The organism is Methylobacterium sp. 092160098-2 (assembly GCF_028920805.1).
Lineage (GTDB): Bacteria > Pseudomonadota > Alphaproteobacteria > Rhizobiales > Beijerinckiaceae > Methylobacterium > Methylobacterium fujisawaense.
Window position 1 is genome coordinate 737076 of the sequence record NZ_JAQPZJ010000002.1, and the last position, 17707, is coordinate 754782.

18 protein-coding genes and 1 pseudogene are annotated in these 17707 nt (G+C 63.0%); 14 read left to right on the forward strand and 5 right to left on the reverse strand.

Annotated features, from left to right (window positions below):
- Window positions 1–39 precede the first annotated feature (39 nt).
- The 3 genes from PQI07_RS28975 to PQI07_RS28985 all read left to right on the forward strand — a co-directional run bounded on the left by PQI07_RS28975 (window position 40) and on the right by PQI07_RS28985 (window position 1362).
- Window positions 40–237 (forward strand): DUF6522 family protein, encoded by a 198-nt coding sequence (locus PQI07_RS28975; RefSeq protein WP_274928376.1) that lies wholly within the window; start codon window positions 40–42, stop codon window positions 235–237.
- A 643-nt stretch (window positions 238–880) separates the two neighbouring features.
- Window positions 881–1174 carry a hypothetical protein gene (locus PQI07_RS28980; protein ID WP_274928377.1) on the forward strand — a complete coding sequence of 98 codons (294 nt, stop codon included), beginning with the start codon at window positions 881–883 and terminating at the stop codon, window positions 1172–1174.
- A complete protein-coding gene (locus PQI07_RS28985; RefSeq protein WP_274928378.1) occupies window positions 1144–1362 on the forward strand; it encodes a hypothetical protein in 219 nt (72 codons plus the stop codon). The genes PQI07_RS28980 and PQI07_RS28985 overlap by 31 nt, the downstream gene beginning before the upstream one ends.
- Before the next feature lie 297 nt (window positions 1363–1659).
- On the opposite strand, the gene PQI07_RS28990 is transcribed toward PQI07_RS28985, so the two are convergent.
- Both PQI07_RS28990 and PQI07_RS28995 read right to left on the reverse strand, forming a co-directional pair.
- Window positions 1660–1932 carry a cytochrome C oxidase subunit IV family protein gene (locus PQI07_RS28990; RefSeq protein WP_274928379.1) on the reverse strand — a complete coding sequence of 91 codons (273 nt, stop codon included), beginning with the start codon at window positions 1930–1932 and terminating at the stop codon, window positions 1660–1662.
- A complete protein-coding gene (locus PQI07_RS28995) occupies window positions 1929–2432 on the reverse strand; it encodes a cytochrome c oxidase subunit 3 (RefSeq protein ID WP_274928380.1) in 504 nt (167 codons plus the stop codon). The genes PQI07_RS28990 and PQI07_RS28995 overlap by 4 nt, the downstream gene beginning before the upstream one ends.
- Before the next feature lie 254 nt (window positions 2433–2686).
- Here PQI07_RS28995 and PQI07_RS29000 point away from each other — a divergent pair, with 254 nt between their 5' ends.
- The 8 genes from PQI07_RS29000 to adh all read left to right on the forward strand — a co-directional run bounded on the left by PQI07_RS29000 (window position 2687) and on the right by adh (window position 11141).
- Entirely contained in the window at window positions 2687–3139 is a 453-nt protein-coding gene (locus tag PQI07_RS29000) for a c-type cytochrome (protein WP_274928381.1), read from the forward strand.
- Between the two features lie 11 nt (window positions 3140–3150).
- Window positions 3151–4512: a cbb3-type cytochrome c oxidase subunit I gene (locus tag PQI07_RS29005; protein WP_274928382.1), complete on the forward strand. Its 1362-nt coding sequence runs from the start codon at window positions 3151–3153 to the stop codon at window positions 4510–4512.
- Window positions 4513–4557: 45 nt separating this feature from the next.
- Window positions 4558–5370: a CbbQ/NirQ/NorQ/GpvN family protein gene (locus PQI07_RS29010; protein ID WP_274928383.1), complete on the forward strand. Its 813-nt coding sequence runs from the start codon at window positions 4558–4560 to the stop codon at window positions 5368–5370.
- Between the two features lie 3 nt (window positions 5371–5373).
- On the forward strand, window positions 5374–7284 hold the full coding sequence (locus tag PQI07_RS29015; protein ID WP_274928384.1) for a nitric oxide reductase activation protein NorD: 1911 nt from the start codon (window positions 5374–5376) through the stop codon (window positions 7282–7284).
- 20 nt (window positions 7285–7304) lie between these two features.
- The gene (locus tag PQI07_RS29020; protein WP_274928385.1) at window positions 7305–7895 is read left to right on the forward strand and encodes a DUF4142 domain-containing protein; all 591 of its coding nucleotides are present in this window, start codon (window positions 7305–7307) and stop codon (window positions 7893–7895) included.
- Window positions 7896–7943: 48 nt separating this feature from the next.
- Window positions 7944–8099 carry a hypothetical protein gene (locus PQI07_RS29025; RefSeq protein ID WP_274928386.1) on the forward strand — a complete coding sequence of 52 codons (156 nt, stop codon included), beginning with the start codon at window positions 7944–7946 and terminating at the stop codon, window positions 8097–8099.
- A gap of 123 nt (window positions 8100–8222) precedes the next feature.
- A complete protein-coding gene (locus PQI07_RS29030; protein ID WP_274928387.1) occupies window positions 8223–8975 on the forward strand; it encodes an SDR family NAD(P)-dependent oxidoreductase in 753 nt (250 codons plus the stop codon).
- A gap of 642 nt (window positions 8976–9617) precedes the next feature.
- Window positions 9618–11141 (forward strand): aldehyde dehydrogenase, encoded by a 1524-nt coding sequence (gene adh, locus PQI07_RS29035; protein WP_274928388.1) that lies wholly within the window; start codon window positions 9618–9620, stop codon window positions 11139–11141.
- A 281-nt stretch (window positions 11142–11422) separates the two neighbouring features.
- Here adh and PQI07_RS29040 read toward each other — a convergent pair whose 3' ends face one another.
- The 3 genes and pseudogenes from PQI07_RS29040 to PQI07_RS29050 form a co-directional block, all read right to left on the reverse strand.
- Complete coding sequence (locus tag PQI07_RS29040; RefSeq protein WP_274928389.1) at window positions 11423–12352, reverse strand: IS110 family RNA-guided transposase; 930 nt, start codon at window positions 12350–12352, stop codon at window positions 11423–11425.
- Between the two features lie 185 nt (window positions 12353–12537).
- Window positions 12538–13167: pseudogene (locus tag PQI07_RS29045) on the reverse strand (transposase); the annotation flags it as partial.
- Window positions 13168–13319: 152 nt separating this feature from the next.
- Window positions 13320–14192, reverse strand: a complete 873-nt coding sequence (locus tag PQI07_RS29050; protein WP_274928390.1) for a hypothetical protein — start codon at window positions 14190–14192, stop codon at window positions 13320–13322.
- Window positions 14193–14725: 533 nt separating this feature from the next.
- Between PQI07_RS29050 and PQI07_RS29055 the strand changes: the two genes are divergently transcribed.
- The 3 genes from PQI07_RS29055 (at window position 14726) to PQI07_RS29065 (ending at window position 17613) form a co-directional block, all read left to right on the forward strand.
- A complete protein-coding gene (locus PQI07_RS29055; RefSeq protein WP_274928391.1) occupies window positions 14726–15670 on the forward strand; it encodes an IS630 family transposase in 945 nt (314 codons plus the stop codon).
- A 150-nt stretch (window positions 15671–15820) separates the two neighbouring features.
- The gene (locus tag PQI07_RS29060) at window positions 15821–16507 is read left to right on the forward strand and encodes a DNA adenine methylase (RefSeq protein ID WP_274928392.1); all 687 of its coding nucleotides are present in this window, start codon (window positions 15821–15823) and stop codon (window positions 16505–16507) included.
- The gene (locus tag PQI07_RS29065; protein ID WP_274928393.1) at window positions 16504–17613 is read left to right on the forward strand and encodes an N-6 DNA methylase; all 1110 of its coding nucleotides are present in this window, start codon (window positions 16504–16506) and stop codon (window positions 17611–17613) included. The genes PQI07_RS29060 and PQI07_RS29065 overlap by 4 nt, the downstream gene beginning before the upstream one ends.
- The last annotated feature ends 94 nt before the right edge of the window (window positions 17614–17707 follow it).

The following is a 17707-nucleotide window of genomic DNA, read 5'->3' on the forward strand; positions in this document are numbered from 1 at the left end:
AGGGGTTCCGATCAACTTCAATCCGGCTATGGTCGGGGCATGCCGGCGATCGAGTTCGAAGACGGTGCCGTCCAGATCGACGCGACTATAATCGCCGAGGGGCTCGGGATCGAGCCTGCGCTCGTCCAAGCGCGCATGCGCGAAGGCAGGATCACGATCCGGCATGAGCGCGGGACCGATGAGGACGCCGGTCGGCAACGGCTGACCTTCTTTTCGGCGGCCGACGTTTGTCTATGATCGTCGATAGTGCCGGGAGCATCGTCCGAAGATCCGTGATTGATTTCGACGGCCGCCCGCTACCGGCACCGTTGCGGCGGCCATCCCAAGCACCCCGGGACAGAGGGGAAGGCAAGGATGATCATTGAGTCGTCAGACGAAATTCCGCCCGGCACCCTGCTGGAGTGGCTCCCGTAAAGGAGCCTTGGCGTGGCGCATCACTTGAATATAGACGCAATAAACAATGTGATATATGCCGGCTTAATTCAACATATTAAAGTGGTTTCACGCCACGATATCTCTGCCGTACGATCCCGAGTTGCACGCACAACCGCCTGCATCGCTAGCTTGACTTTCTATCTATTTTACAGCCATATAAGCAAGCGGAAGTTCTGGATCAGAGTTGAATTCCTGCAGACTACGCCGGCAACAGAGCATTGATGCCAGCGCGTGAAATTGATTCCTATGCTGGGCGCTCGCTGGTGCCGGATGCTGGAACGCAATTCGGAACAGGGACTCGGGCCGGAGAGCCGTGACGTAATCGCCCCGCGATAGCCTCATGTGGTCAAACCGTGCGACTCTGCGCGCTTCTTCGACGAGTTCTATGCAGCGGCGTTGCAAGATTATCCTGCGAGCGCGCATGCAGCGGGCAGGGTTGTCGGACATGGATGAAGCGGCGATTGCACGGGCCATTCACGTCACTGCGGTGGTCAATCGGATCGGGGGCGCAGCCATGGCCAACACAGTCCTTCTGCCTTTGATGCGACGCAAAGGGGCGCCGGCGGAGACGCGGCTCGCATTGTTGGAGGCGGTCGAGGGCCGGTTCGTCTGGCAAGCAAGGATTGCGACCGTGCTGGCCGCGCTCAGCGGCCTCTACATGATTCAGCGACATGACCTCTGGACCTGCTTCGCCTCGCCCGAGTTCTGGTGGATGCACGTGATGCTGGCCGCCGGCTGATCTTTACGGCCCTGCTATTCGTGATCGAGCCTTTTCTGATGCATGGCTGCGTCCTCAACCAGGCGCTGTCTGGAGACGAGTCCGCGCTGTCCCTGCTGCACGCCGCTCACTGGGTCTTGCCGATGCTTGGTCTCCTCACCGTAGCCGCCGCGGTGGCCGGAACCCACGGCGCGGTGTTGCTGCCCTGAACGGTCCACGGCGTCGGGCTCGCTGACAATTCTGCACTGCTTGTGCGATGCAGCCGCAACTCAGTTTGGCGCGCGCCGGCCTTCAGACGAGGTCGCGCCAAGTGTCTAATCTAAAGGGGTTGATTGCGAGGAAGCCATAGGTATGCGAGCCGGCGAGCTGGAGGTCGCAGATATCCGTGATTTTGGCCTGGTCGCCCTCGCCAGACTTCGCGCTCGGCCTCTGTCCTCTCCTCATCTCCTCCTCTGGCCCTCTGGTCCAGCTGAACCTCTCAATCAGCCCGGTCCAATGCCGGCCGCTCAGGTTGAGCCGGTTAGCACAGCATACGCGGCGAAAATGATCCCGCCGAGCACAGCAACGTAGCCGTAGATCGCAAACCGCCATCCCGCGGAAGCGCGCTCCAGCTCCAGAAAATTGCGCAGGATCGACACCGCCTTGAAGCCGGACGCCACCACAATCGCGCCGATGCCAAGCGTGCCCAAATGCGCCTCGCCGCTCGGCCCGCCGGTCCACATAGCAATGCCGGTGAGAAAAATAAGCACCAGCCAGGCACGGGCGAGAGGGCTGTTCATGCTCGAAGCAAATAGACGAGAGGATAAAGAATTACCCAAATCAGATCCACCATATGCCAGAATGCTGTCCCGGTCTCCAGATTTTCCGTACTGTCTTTGAAATAGACGACGCTCAATATGATGATCCCGAGCACGACGTGCATCGCGTGGAATCCGGTCATCAGAAAATAGAGAGTCCAAAAAGTGTTGGTATCGATGTCGATGTCGTGCGCGAACTTGTCCGCATAATCGACGGCCTTGGTGCCCAGGAAGGCAAGCCCTAACACCATAGCGCCGATTAGAGCCGGTTTCGGGCTGTGACCCGAGCGCTTTCGTTGCAGCGCAACAGCGGCCGCCCAGCCGCTGGTTACAAGGACGATGGTGGCGATGCCGCCCAGCACGCGGTCGACCCGCGCCTGTGACGCTTCGAAGCCCGCCGGGTTGAGAGCGTGCGCGATGGCGAAGCCGACAAAAAAGGCACCGAAGACGCCAAGCTCTCCCAAAATGAGAATCCACATCATGGGATTTCCGGGCAATCCGGATAGTGGTCCCCAATCGTCTTCGGCCTGAGAGGACGGAGCGGGAGCGCTTTGCGGGGGAGCGTTCATGGTCTTATCGGGCGCAATGATAAAGCCGGATAGCGCGCCGGTATTTGTTCCAGCGCAAAGACTCGGTCCACACGCGCTGGCAGGAGAGATGTTCCGCGATTCTCCCGAAGCGAGGGGCAGGAACCGAGGAGGGCACGATTGGCTGATTCGAGCGGAGTTGGTCCGTCATGAGCGAGCGTTTCACCAAGGCTGCGGCCCGAAACATCTTCTACGGCGGTTCGGCATTTTTCTTCGTGGCTTTCATCGCCTTGACCGCGCATAGCCACTATTACATTGTCCGAACGAGCACAGACGCGGCAGGCCTAACCGACAGCGTGGCCCGCGGTAAGCACGTCTGGGAGCGCAACTCCTGCATCAATTGCCACTCGCTTCACGGCGAGGGTGCCTACTTCGCGCCAGAGCTTGGCAACGTCTGGGTCCGCTACGGCGGGCCAAAGGATGCCGGGGGCGCGCGCGCCGCGCTAATCGCCTGGATGCAGTCGCAGCCGAGCGGCGTTCCAGGGCGCCGGCAAATGCCGAATTTTCACCTGAACGATCAGGACCTCAACGACTTGGTCGACTTCCTCTCGTGGGCAAGCCGAACCAACAAGCAGGGCTGGCCGCCCAACGACGCCGGGTGAGGAGATCAGAGATGAAGTATGCGACACAGAAGGTCGCCTATTACTATTTCGCCGGCGCGATGATCCTTTTCTCGGTACAGTTGACGGTAGGTATTCTTGCTGGAACCGTCTACGTACTGCCGAATTTCTTGGCAGAGACGCTGCCATTTAATATTCTGCGCATGATACACACGAATGCTCTTATCGTGTGGCTGCTGATGGGCTTCTTCGGTTGCGCCTATTACCTGGTTCCCGAAGAGACCGAGAGGGATATCGAGAGCCCGTTGCTGGCTTATGTGCAGCTCGGCCTCCTCATGTTCGCCGCGCTTGCGGCGGTGATCGGTTATGCCTTCGGCGTGCACGAGGGCCGCGAGTTTCTCGAGCAGCCTCTCTGGATCAAGATCAGCATCGTCGTCGTCGCGCTGATCTTCCTCTACAACATCTCAATGACAGTCGCCAAAGGTCGCAAGACCGCGGTCACGAACGTGCTTCTGCTCGGGCTGTGGGGCATTGCGATTTTCTGGCTGTTCGCCTTCTACAACCCAGCCAACTTGTCTCTGGACAAGATGTACTGGTGGTACGTTGTTCATCTCTGGGTCGAAGGCGTGTGGGAGCTAGTAATGGCGTCCGTACTCGCGTTCCTGATGATCAAAATGACAGGCGTGGACCGAGAGGTCATCGAAAAGTGGCTCTATGCCATCGTTGGCCTTGCCCTGTTTTCAGGCCTCCTCGGCACTGGGCACCATTATTACTGGATCGGCGCGCCCGGATATTGGCAATGGGTCGGGAGTATCTTCTCGACCTTTGAGATCGCGCCTTTTTTCGCCATGGTCATCTTTGCGTTCACCATGGTGTGGAAGGGTCGGCGCGATCACCCGAACAGGGCCGCAATGCTCTGGTCTCTAGGCTGCACGGTCGGCGCATTCTTCGGGGCTGGTGTGTGGGGCTTCATGCACACGCTGTCGTTCATCAACTATTACAGCCACGGCACGCAGGTGACGGCGGCGCACGGGCACCTCGCCTTCTTCGGCGCCTACGTAATGCTCAACTTAGCGATGATCACCTATGCGATGCCCTATTTGCGCAACCGGCAACCTTATAATCAGGTGCTCAATATGTGGAGCTTCTGGATCATGACGTCGGCCATGTCGTTCATGACCTTCACGCTGACCTTTGCGGGCGTCGTACAGGTCCACCTGCAGCGCGTGATGGGAATGAGCTACATGGAGGTGCAGGAGCAGCTGAACCTCTTCTACTGGATGAGGCTCGGGACGGGTGTCTTCGTCGCCATCTCAGCCCTGCTCTACCTATACTCGATCTTCGGTCCAGCACGCGAAGACAAGCCGGAGCGCCTCGTCGCGCCCATGCGCCCGCTGCCGCAACCGGCCGAGTAGACCCAAAAGGGAGCGGGCAGGGCCCGCTCCCCCGGAGCAGAGACGATGGCGCGATCTTCCATCCTGTCGACCGTCGAAGCCGACGACATCCCGTTCTATCAAGAGACGGCCGGCGAATGTGAACTGTTCGAACGGGCCTACCGTCAGCGCATGCCTGTGCTGATCAAGGGACCGACTGGATGCGGAAAGACCCGATTTGTCGCTCACATGGCGGCGCGGCTCGGCCGCCCGCTCTACACCGTCTCGTGTCACGACGACCTGACCGCCGCCGACCTGACCGGTCGCTACCTGCTTAAGGGCGGCGACACGGTATGGGCCGACGGGCCCCTAACCCGAGCGGTGCGCGAGGGCGCGATCTGTTATCTCGACGAGGTGGTCGAGGCGCGCAAGGACGTGACGGTAGTGCTGCATCCCGTCACGGATGATCGGCGAACGCTTCCGTTGGAGCGGACTGGGGAAATTCTTCACGCCCCACCTGAGTTCATGCTCGTCGTCTCCTATAATCCGGGCTATCAGAACGTCCTCAAGAGCCTGAAACCATCCACGCGGCAGCGCTTTCTGGCGATGGACTTCACTTTCCCTCGACCGGAGGTGGAAGCCGCCATCGTTGCGCGGGAGAGTGGGCTGCCGCAAGACAGATGTGCGGCCCTGATCCGGCTCGCCAACGCTCTCCGCGATCTCAAGGGGAAGGATCTGGACGAGGGCGCCTCGACCCGTCTCGTTATCTACTGTGCGAGCCTGATCAAGGCAGGCATGAAGCCGGCCAGCGCCGTCCTCGCCGCCCTGATCGAACCGCTCACTGACGATCCGGACGTGAAGCAGGGGCTGTTGCGCGTGGCCGATATCGCGTTGGGCTGACCTATGTCGCTATTCGAGCCGGAGGAGAGCGTCGGGAAGCTTTGGCATCGGCTGGTCGGCGGCGCATCCACCTACCGCCGCCACCCCAATGCAGCGGTGCAGCTCGACGCCGTCCGGGGCCGAATCGGGGTCATGTTCCGCGCGCTCGGTGGGGATGGCGCGATCCGGATTGCGTCCGGCGCACCGCTCGAATCCGGGCATCGGCTCAATCTCAAGCAGCGGGTGGGCCTCGGCCGCGAGAAGCTCGACAGGGCGGTCCTCGACGACAGCACGCTTCGTCTCCCGACTACTCTGGACGTCTTCCCAGAACGCGCCGAGAACGAGGCTCTATATGAGTGGCTTGCGGCTTGGTTCGCCCATGCGCGACCGCCCGTCACCGGGAACGATCCGCTGGAAAACGACATCCTTCGTCTTCGAGCGGCTCTCGCTACCACGCACGCGACGCTCGCTCGTTGGCCGGGTCTTGAGCCGCTTCACGCACGTCTGAGCGCAGCCTCTCTGAAGGCGCGGCCGAGCCGGTTGCTCCCCGCCCGCGAAGCTGTGCTCGAGGCGGCCATTCAGTCGCTTCTCGGTGGGCCCGCTGCACCGCATGGTTGGGACGGCCTTCTGGCAGCCCTGCGGGCTGATGGACCGGTTTCCGGTTTTGTCGCGCCAAGGGGATATCAGACCTATCTGCCCGTGCCGATCTGGGGCGACGTGCTAGGAGGGCGAGGCGGGCCGCGGCTCTCCGATGCGCCGGAGGAAAGCGGCGGGTATGTCCATGCCGATCCGAGGCGCCGGCAGGCCGCGCGGCGATTATCGGACCAGAGCGAGCGCAGCGATCCTCTCCTCCTCCACCGCTTTGAAACGATCTTCAGCATTTCAGAGATGGTCAACGTCAATCGCGGCGTGGACGACGACGACGAGGAGGGGGCGCGACAGGCGCTCGAGGACCTGCCGGAGCTGACAATCGGCTCGAACAAGAAGCGAGCCGCCACGCGGTTCAAGCTCGATCTCGATCTCGCGCCGAGCGAAACGGAGCCGGAACCGATCCATGCCGAACTGACCTATCCCGAGTGGGATTGGAAGCGGCAGGCGTACCGGCCCAATTATTGCCGCGTGCTGGCGAGCTCGGCTTCCGAGGAGGGAGAGGACTGGTTCCCGGACGCGGAGATGCAGCGCCGTATTCGTCAGGTGCGCCGTCAATTCGAGGCCCTCAGGCCGAAGCGGCAGATCTTCCACGGAGAGCCGGACGGCGACGATCTCGACCTTTCCGCGCTGGTACGGGACATGGCTGACCGCCAGGCGGGCGGTGCAGGCACGGAGCGCGTCTTCGTAAGTTCTCGCGCCGCTGCCCGCGATCTCTCGCTCGCCGTTCTGATGGACGTCTCGCTCTCGACCGACGCCTGGATCCAGGACCGCAGGGTTCTGGACGTTGAAAAGAGCGCGTTGCTTGCGCTCACGCATGGCTTGACGGCCTGCGGCGACGAGCATGCAGTGTTCACGTTCACGTCGCGACGGCGCCATTGGGTTAGTGTGTCGACCGTGAAGGATTTCGACGAAGCGCTGAACGCCCGCGCCATCCGCCGCATCCAGGCCCTGAGGCCGGGCCAATACACGCGGATCGGCGCGGCTGTCCGCCACGTTGTGACGAAGCTGAGCGAGCGCCCGCATCGCCATCGCCTCCTGCTGATCCTGACCGACGGCAAGCCGAATGACATCGACCACTACGAAGGCCGGTACGGTATCGAGGACACGCGCATGGCCATCCGCGAGGCGCGGGAGTCCGGCATCCGGGTCTTCGGAGTAACAGTCGACGAGCACGCTCACGACTACTTCCCCTATATCTTCGGGCGGAGCGCTTACGCGATTTTCCCGAACATCTCCCGGATGCCGGCCGCCCTTCCAGCGATCTACCGCCAGATCACGAGTTGATCCCAGCCTAGGACCTGATCATGCGCAAGTGGCTTCACATCCCCCTGCTCGCCGTGTCTCTGACCAGTGTTGCGGCGCTTGCCCAAAACAACATCCGTCCCGACACGAGCCCTCGCGTCCCGCCGCAGGCGGGGCAGGGATTGCCGCTCGAGGATCGCCAGTTCCTCAGTCGGGCGACAAATCTCAGCGAGGCCGAAGTTGAGGCGGGAAAGTTGGCCGAGAAATCTTCTGATCCTGCCGTGAGGGACTTCGGACGGGCCATTGGCGCAGAGCATGGAAAGTTGCGAAATGCCGTCGGCCGGCTGGCGCAGCAGAACGAGGGCGCCGTGCAACCCCATCCCTCTAGGGAGTGGTGGACGACGGAGTTGCAACGGATCGCCGGGCTTACCGGCGAAGAGTTCGATCGCAGTTATCTCAACTGGCAGCTTCAGACCCATCTCGCGCTGGTGAAGATCTACCAACAGCAGGCGTCCAACGCGGCTGGCACGGATTTGTCGAAGTTCGCCATAACGACGATGAACCAGTTGCAGCGCGATTTCGATCAGGCCAAACGGCTCGGTGCTGCGCGCGGGGTCGCCATCGAAACCATCAAGCAGCCGCCGCAATATTGATAAAGTCGGCCGGAATTGGTGACCTTTCGCCGGCCACGAGGCGAGTCGATGAACGATGCGCAGATTGGGCTGCTGATCACCGTCCCCTTGATCGGCGCGATGGCGTTGACGCTCAATCGCGCCGGGGCACTTGGAACGACCGCGGCCATTGCCGCGGTCGCGCTGGCGGCGATTTTCGCCGCCGTCCTGTTCTTCTCGCAATGAGCAGAGCGCGCGTTCGCCACGCAAACCTGCGCGCGAGGGTATCGGCTTTGGTAGGGTCGTCCGCATTCAGATGCATATCGGTTCTGAGGCAAGCCGTCGCGCCAACATCCCTGAGGTTGAACCATGAGCCAGATGCTGGACGGTAAGGTCGCCGTTGTCACGGGTGGCGGCAGCGGGATTGGAAAGTCGATCGTGGAACGCTTCCTGAGCGAAGGGGCCGCCGTAGCGATCTTCGCGCGGACGGCCGCGAGCCTTCAGGAGATCGTCGAGCGGACACCGGGCCGCGTGCTCGCGATCGCTGGCGACGTGACTGTACAGGCCGATTTGGAACGTTTGGTCGAAGCCAGCGTGAAACGCTTTGGTACGGTCGATGTTGTCGTGCCGAATGCGGGAATCGCTAAGGTTGTATCCTTTGCCGAGACCGACGAGCGGGCGGTACACGAGCAATTTTCAGTCAATTTCGTCGGTGCTCTGCAGACGGCGCGCCTCTTCCTTCCTCATATCCGTAAGGGCGGGTCGATCGTCTTTATCACCACATTCCTGGTGCAGGTCGGCTTCCCGGGATTGGCAGTTTACAGCGCGAGCAAAGCAGCCCTAACCTCGGCAACCAAAACGCTCGCCGCCGAATTAGCGCCGCAAGGCATCCCCGTGAACGCTGTTGCTCCTGGGCCGATCGCGACGCCGCTGTGGGGTAAGGTCGGCCTGCCGGACGATGTGCTAGGGCAAGTCGCCTCCAGCGTCACCACGCGGCTGTTTCCGGGCGCTTTCGGGGCGCCTGGATCGGTCGCGGACGCGACGCTGTTCCTCGCATCCGATCTAGCCCAGAACATCTACGGGCATGAGCTTGTCGTAGATGGGGGCTATACCGTCGGTTAGCGATATTCGGTCCCGGCATTTGCCGGGGCGGGTTGACCCTGAAGCGATCGGACTCGGCGGCACAGGCTTCGCAGAGGGCGTCATGCGGTGTGAGGCCGCGTAAAGTCTCGGGCGGCGCCCGAAGTTGTCCACTCGAAGGTGCCGGTTCAGCGGCGCGCGTCACAGGGCGACGCCCGGTCCGACCGCTCCTCGACCCTTAGACGCGCCATCTTCGCCCGCCCGGCTTGCCCCGCACCGCGGATCGGCCGGTTCACCACCGCCTCCCTGCAACGTCCGTGCCCCGCACGGCGAGAGCTTTAAGCCTGTGAAGCTGCCGAGGCACTGAACACCGAGGGCCGCTGACGAGCCGCGTGGCCCCGGTCGGGAGCGGCCCCCGACCTGCCCCCGACCCTCACCAAGGCGAGTTTGCAGGCGCCGCGGACCCATCCCCCGCCGACCCGGGGAAGGCGGCGGCATGGTTCCTAAGGCCGGACCGCGTGGATTGATCCCGATCAAAATGCGGCCGCACGGGTTGGTTTAGAGGACATTGCCTGCCTCGCGGCATCGACGTGCCTGGGGCGCCTCGGGCGACCTTCCGCTTCCAAGACCGCAAGCGCTCGGTACCCTCGTGAGCACTCGTTCGATAACCAGTGAGGAGACACCATGAACAAGCCGGAATTCCTCAGCGACGCCAAGGTCAAGTCGCCCTTCTCGGCCCGTTACGAGAACTTCATCGGCGGCCAGTGGGTCGCTCCCGCGGCGGGCCGCTACTTCGAGAACACCTCGCCGATCACCGGCAAGGTGGTGTGCGAGGTCGCCCGCTCCGACGCGCAGGATGTCGAGAAGGCGCTCGACGCCGCCCATGCGGCCAAGGAAGCCTGGGGCCAGACCGCGCCGGCCGAGCGCGCCCGCATCCTCCTCAAGATGGCCGACCGGATGGAGGAGAACCTCGATCTGATCGCGCTCGCCGAGACCTGGGACAACGGCAAGCCGATCCGTGAGACCACCAACGCCGACATCCCGCTGGCCATCGACCATTTTCGCTACTTCGCCGGCTGCGTGCGGGCGCAGGAGGGCTCGATCTCCGAGATCGACCACGACACGGTCGCCTACCATTTCCACGAGCCGCTCGGTGTCGTCGGCCAGATCATCCCGTGGAACTTCCCGATCCTGATGGCGGTGTGGAAGCTCGCCCCGGCGCTCGCCGCCGGCAATTGCGTGGTCCTGAAGCCCGCCGAGCAGACCCCGGCCTCCGTGCTGGTGCTGATGGAGATCATCGGCGACCTGCTGCCGCCGGGCGTTCTCAACATCGTCAACGGCTTCGGCCTCGAGGCCGGCAAGCCGCTCGCCTCCTCGCCGCGGATCGCCAAGATCGCTTTCACGGGTGAGACGACCACCGGCCGCCTCATCATGCAGTACGCGTCGCAGAACCTGATCCCGGTGACGCTGGAGCTCGGCGGAAAGTCGCCGAACATCTTCTTCGCCGACGTCGCGAACGAGGACGACGACTTCTTCGACAAGGCCCTTGAGGGCTTCACGATGTTCGCCCTCAACCAGGGCGAGGTCTGCACCTGCCCGAGCCGCGCGCTCGTGCACGAATCGATCTACGACCGATTCATGGAGCGCGCGGTGAAGCGCGTCGAGGCGATCACGCAGGGTTCGCCGCTGGATCCGGCTACGATGATCGGCGCCCAGGCCTCGGGCGAGCAGATGGAGAAGATCCTCTCCTACATCGACATCGGCCGGCAGGAGGGCGCCCAGCTGCTCACCGGCGGCGAGCGCAACGTCAAGGACGGCGAGTTCGCCGAGGGCTTCTACGTGAAGCCGACCGTGTTCCGCGGCCACAACAAGATGCGCATCTTCCAAGAGGAGATCTTCGGGCCGGTCCTATCGGTCACGACCTTCAAGGACGATGCCGAGGCGCTCTCTATCGCCAACGACACGCTCTACGGCCTCGGGGCCGGCGTGTGGACCCGCGACGGGACCCGCGCCTACCGCTTCGGCCGGGCGATCCAGGCCGGCCGAGTCTGGACGAACTGCTACCACGCCTATCCGGCCCATGCGGCCTTCGGCGGCTACAAGCAGTCCGGCATCGGCCGCGAGACTCACAAGATGATGCTCGACCACTACCAGCAGACCAAGAACATGCTGGTCAGCTACTCGGCCAAGAAGCTCGGATTCTTCTGAGGTTCTTTCCGGGTTAACCCCCGAGGCAACTTCAGCCCCGGCCTAGCGGCCGGGGCTTTCTCACGCGTTTATCGAACGCACGCAGCGAGTGACCTCGACCCCAGGCACGCGCCTTCGGACACGCAGCCGTCGTTGGCCTCCCCGGCGTCCTTATCTGGATCGTCTGCGGGTCGTCACAGTGCCTCGGAGCCCGATTGTCCGTCGTCAGATGATTTGAGACGGTTTGCGGTGCTCAGGAACGGAGGCTCTGGTCCACCTGGGTTGAGCGACTGTCTTGTCGGTCAAGCGGTTTGCCATGGCGTTCCGTCTCTCAAGATGGCGTTGAGGATTGTGATCAGCTTTCGAGCGGTGGCAATCAGGGCGACGAGCTTGGGCTTGCCGGCCGCGATGAGCCGGTCACGGAAGGTTTTCAGCGTGGCGTTGTGACGGCTGGCCACCAGGGCCCCCATGAACAGCGCCGTGCGGACAGGCGCGCAACCGCCCGCGATAAAGCTTCTCCCGCGCCACCGACCGGATTGCCGCGTCCAAGGGGCCAGGCCGACCAGTGCGGCGACTTGCTTTCCGTTGAGGCTTCCAAGCTCGGGCAGATCTGCGATCAGGGTTCGTGCGATCGTCGGTCCAACACCAGGAACGGAGGTCAGAAGGGTCTCCTTCCTGCGCCATGCAAGGGACCCGTCTACCGCTGCATCAATCGCGCGGTCGACCACACCCTGCTCCTGCTCCAACGCCTCTATGACGCGCCGGACGCTGTCTCGAATGCAGGATGGAGCTTGGCTCGCTCGCTGCCGCTCAGACGCGATCAGTCCTACGATCTGACGGCGTCTCGTGACGAGATCAGCCAACGCCTGAGTCTCGGCATCGGCCCGAGCGCGCACGGGCGGATTGGTGGCCGCTGCGAACCGGGCGATCACGGTGGCGTCGATGCGGTCGGTCTTGGCACGTTGGCCCAACGCGTGAGCGAAAGCACGGACCTGTGCTGGGTTCACGATCACGGCTGGCAGCCCCCAGGTGGTGAGAGAACTTGCCACCATGGCTTCCAAGCCGCCGGCCGCCTCTAGGACGACGAGCTTCGGCTTCAGGGGCCGGAGGCGTTCGCACAGTTGCTCCACGCCCTCGGTCGTACGATCAACGGCGAAGTTTGCTCCCGCGGGATGAACGTGAATATCGAGGCGGTCACGAGCCACATCGATCCCGACAACAGGAGCGTCCATCTGATCCCATCCTTGCGCAAGCGGGCTTCGCGTCGAGCGGCCCAAGCGACTGTTCGGGTTCGATGGAACGGCGGGCGAGGACCCTGGCTCACTTGCGAGCTTGGTGGCCCCAGAGGCTAACGGTCTCTCACCCGCCACCGCGCCGAGGAGCATACCCGACGCGGGTGGGATCAAGTTACAAGAGGTTAGGCAGCCTGCGCGTGATGGCGCAAGCGGCGGTCCATAAGGGTCTGGCGCTTGATCCGCGACCGTTCACGCAAGATGGCCTCTCCTCGACCGAAGTAGACGTCAACGGGAGTGAGGTTGCCCAGGCTCTCGTGAGCCCGGAGATGGCTATAGTGCTCGACGAAGGCGGCCACACGCGCCTCCAGTTCGCCGGGCAGGTAGGCGTGTTCGAGCAGAATGCGGTTCTTGAGCATCTGGTGCCAGCGCTCGATCTTGCCCTGGGTCTGCGGATGACGGGGCGCGCCACCGATATGGGTCATGCCCCGGCAGCCAAGCCAGTCCGGTAAATCGCTGGCGAGATAGCTCGATCCGTTGTCGGTGAGCAGCCGTGGCCGGTGCGCCACCGGCACGTGGTCGAGCCCGACGGCCGCCAGCGCCAGGTCGAGCGTCGCGGTGAAGTCGCTGACCTGCATCGTTGCGCAAAGCTTCCACGCCACGATATAGCGCGAGAAGTCATCCAGCACCGTCGACAGGTAGTACCAGCCCCATCCGACGGCCTTCAGGTAGGTGAAGTCCGTCTGCCAGAGCTGGTTGGGCGCGGTGGTCTTGTCGCGGAACTCGGCGGCGGCCTTGACGACGATGTTGACCGGCTTACCGACATCCGAACCTTGCTGTGGGAACCGTCCCGCGGGACTCGGCACCCTCAGTCGACCTCTTGCACGCGACCGTACAGATGCATCCCCGAGCGCGGCGAGCGGAGAGACTGCGCCATCCCGCTCGATGGCCGCGTCATGGTCCCTCATCAGACCCTAGGGGTTGGCTGGTCCGCCTGCCCATCCCAGCCATACGTCTCGATGAGGCTCTCGATTAAAGTCGCGTCGATATCGGGACCGGATGGCCATATGCCTCCGGCCGCCACCTCGATGGTCGTTACGTCCGTACCTTTGGCTAGGATCCGCGCTATATCCTTTACGGGGCGGCCATTCGTATCGACGAACAAGCATCCCGCGGTTTGACCGGGCAAGTGCTTGAAGATCTCGCGCGCCTCCTCGATCGCATCCCTGATTCGCGCTCCGATCTCCCCCATCGTGAGATCGACGGTGGACGTCACCTCCTCGTCCAGATCCGCCTGCCTGAACTGATTTGTGGCTGCGATCTTCTCCAGCAGTTTCACCGGGGTCCAGGACTCGTCCTTTCCGGGCGCGGCCCACACCGCAAGCCACAATGGCATCACATGGGCGTGGATCAGGTCGAGGTCGACATAGTCCCTCACAACACGGCGACCTCCAGCCGCGAGGGCCTTGTTGATGCAGATATCCGCCATGTGGAGACGGTAGCCGAAGATTGGGTCCGGAACGGGCTGGAAAAAATTCCATGCACCCGAGGCGACCCACTGGATCTTCGTGAACCCGAACTCCTCGTGGCTTACGAGCGCCTCCACGAGGCCTTCGTGGCGCGCTTCGAAATCTACGTTCATGCCAGCTTCGCGAAGCGCCTGACAATCGCGGTCCGCGGTCTCACCGACATCGATCGCTTGGCCGTGAAACACGTCCTGGTCGTTGGATAGCCTGTGTCCATGCCTCTGGAGGACACTGCCTCCGGCGAATACGCTCTGCGGGGTCCTGAGGGGCATTAAGACCTGAAGAACGCTCTTCTGGAACTCGTCAAGCGGCATCTGCGGTTGCCTCCTCAATCCGCAGTGCCAAGCGCCAAGCCGTCATGTCGCCATGCGCCTTGAGGCGTGCTGCCACCGCCCGGATGCCCTCCACTGTACGGGTTGGCGTGCAATTCCAAAGGCACCGGGCGCCGAACCGTCGTTGGGCTTCGTCGAACAGATCCAATTCGGCCCGCGTCAAAGATCGCTTCCCCCTATGAGCGGCCCGGAGCCTAGCTGCCTCTTCAAGGATGTGCTGCCTGGCGTCGACCGGAACGAGTACCTCGACCCGAGCCAGTTCGGCGCCGCCCCCCACGGAGCGATATTTTGCGATCCGATCACGTGCGGCCATCGATTTACTCCCGGTAACGTTCCTGTATCACGGTTACAGGTCGAGAACAAGTTGATCTCAGCGCGTGGCTTGGGCGGGCGCATGTGGTTGGATCCCTGTCGGACGATCGAGATCTGTGGCCGTCGATCATAAGCTAGAGCACCATCCGAGCGTGATGAAACGGCTGGCGAGGTGACGGGTTGGTCGGCGAAGGAGAGCGCCGATGTCCTCAGCTCTGTCCGTCGATCTGCGTCAGCGCGTGGTCCATGCCGTCGCGGCCGGCGCCTCCCGGCACAAAGCTGCCGAACGCTTTGGGGTCAGCCTAGCGAGCGCCAGTCGGTGGTGTGAGCGCTTCGCCCGTGAGGGCCACGTCGCGCCCAAGCCGATGGGCGGCGATCTGCGCTCGCACCAGATCGAGGCGCAGGCCGACCTGATCGTCTCCCTCTCGAGGCGCAGCCCGGCATCTACCTGCACGAACTCCGTGCGGCTCTGGCCGAGCACGGCATCTGCTTGGCCCAGAGTAGCCTCTCGCGCTTCTTCAAGCGCCACGGCATCTCACGAAAAAAGTACGGGGCACGCGGTCGAGCAGGACCGGGCGGACGTGAGAGCTGCGCGCGAGGCGTGGTTCGAGGGCCAACTCGACCTCGACCCGGATGGCCTCGTGTTCATCGACGAGACCGCAGCCAACACCGCCATGGCCCGGCGCTACGGGCGCGCTCCACGGGGCGAACGCTGCCGGATGAGCGTGCCGCAGGGCCATTGGAAAACCACCACTATCACGGCGGGTCTGCGCACCAGCGGCATCACCGCCCCCTGGCTGCTGGACGGTGCCATGAACGGGCAGGCCTTCCGCACCTACGTGGCCGACGTGCTCGCTCCGACGCTCCAGCCCGGCGACACGGTCGTCATGGACAACCTACCGGCTCACAAGGTCAGCGGCGTCCGCGAGCGGATCGAGGCGGTGGGAGCCCGGCTGCTCTACCTCCCGGCCTACTCGCCCGACTTCAACCCGATCGAGATGGCCTTTGCGAAGCTGAAGGCGCTGCTGCGCAGTGCGGCGGCGCGAACCATCCCAGACCTCTGGGATGCCCTACGGCGCAGCCTAACCCGCTTCGCGCCAGCTGAATGTCGAGCCTACCTTGCCGCTGCAGGATACGACGCAACCTGATCGGATGCCGCTCTAAGCGGGCGGGTTGCGGAGCTGTCCTGAGAAGCCGCCTGCTTCAGGAGGCGGAGTTGTCACAGCGATCTCGCTCAAGCCAGCGCAAAACGATAGATAGCCTGTTGACTGCATCGCAAGAAACAGCGATGCATCGTCATGCGCTATCCAGGCGGTAAGGGCCGCTGCTATCGGCAGATCATCGCCCAGATGCCCGCTCACCAGACCTACATCGAGACGCACCTGGGAGGCGGCGCGGTGCTGCGAGCCAAGCGGCCCGCGAGACGGACGATCGGCATCGACGTCGATCCCGCCGTCATCACAGCGTGGCAGGCGCACACGGACCTCGAACTGGTGCAGGACGATGCCTGTACCTTCCTGCGCGCGTTCGCTTTCACCGGTGAGGAACTCGTCTACGCCGACCCACCTTACCTCGCCGCGACGCGGCGGCGTGCGCGCGTGTATCGACACGACTACACCGACGGCCAGCATGTCGAGCTGCTCAGGCTTCTCGTCACGCTACCTTGCGCCGTCATGGTCAGCGGCTATCCGTCGGCGCTGTACGACGACATGCTGGAAGGCTGGCGACGACTGGAGTTCGTCGGAGACAGCCACGTCGGCGCACGGACCGAAGTCCTGTGGCTCAACTTTCCCGAGCCCGCTGCCTTGCATGATCATACCTACCTCGGGCGCGATTTCAGAGAGCGCGAAGCCGTTCGCCGTCGCCGCAGCACCCTTTTGAAGCGGATCGACGGAATGGACGGCCACGAGCGCCAAGCCGTCTTCGAGCATCTTGCGATCGCGCACGGCGACGCCATCCGGCGCGCGCTGGGACGCGAGCCATGAGCACGAACCCCTATCGCGACGTCCTGGCCCGTACCGGTTATCTTCGAAAGACGGAGACCTCATGGGAGCCCGTGAAGGGGCTTGCCACGGGCTACGATGCCGACACATTGCGCTTGGAACCCGCCTTCTCCGATCGCGCCGGGCTGGTCGTCGACGCCGTCTACGAGACCGTCGACGGCCCGATGCTGCTGATCAAGGATGCAGGATCGGAGATGCCCGATCAGGACACGCTCGACCAATGGGCCGAACGTGCGTGGAACCTCGGGATCGCCCCTCTGCTCTGGATCGTGACGCCGACGGACGTGCGCGTCTACGACAGCTTCCGCGGTATCGGTCCGACGGCGGCGAAGGGACCAGTCAGAACGTTCGACCACGCGATCGACGAGCAGATGCGACAGCTCGATGAGGCATGCGGACGCATCTCCCTCGATACCGGCGCATTCTGGCGATCCTCGCTCGCCGAGCACGTCGACCGGCGTCAGCGGGTCGACAAAGTGCTCCTGCGCGAGATCGCAGAACTCGAGCGCCAACTCGTTCTTGCCGGCCCGGATCTCGAGGGAGATATCACGGCACAGAAGAACGAACGCGACCTGTGCCAAGAACTCGTGCTCTGTACGCTGTTCGCGCGCTATCTTCTAGCCCGGGGCATCGCCCAGCCGCTGCTTCCGAAGCGCCTTCCCGCGGATCTCTCGTACATCTATCAAGATCTATCGCGCGCCAAAGAACTATTCAAATGGCTGCACGAGAAATTCAACGGAGACGTATTCCCGGAAAATGTTGGCAAGAATATCAGAGCGGAACATCTCGGACCCTTGCAGGATTTCGTCGGGGATGTCAGCCTACTTAAGAAGCAGAAAGGCCAGTTTCGGCTCTTTAATTTCCGCTTCGATAGCATACCGATCGAACTCATTAGCTCGGTCTACGAGGAATTTGCTCAGCGGGCGGCCGGAACCCTGTCGCGGCAACAGAGCCTGCACTATACACCGGTCGAACTCGTGCACATGGCCCTCGATCCGGTATTCGACGGCCTCGACGGGCGCGCGCGCATCCTCGACCCAACCTGCGGCTCGGGTCTGTTTCTCGTCCAGGGTGTTGATTTCCATTGAGATCTGACCCGGCAGGCGGGGATTTTTCCATCGAGAAGTGACCCATGTTTTCACCACGTCTCACGCGGCACACGCGGGGGACAGCGGAGTGATC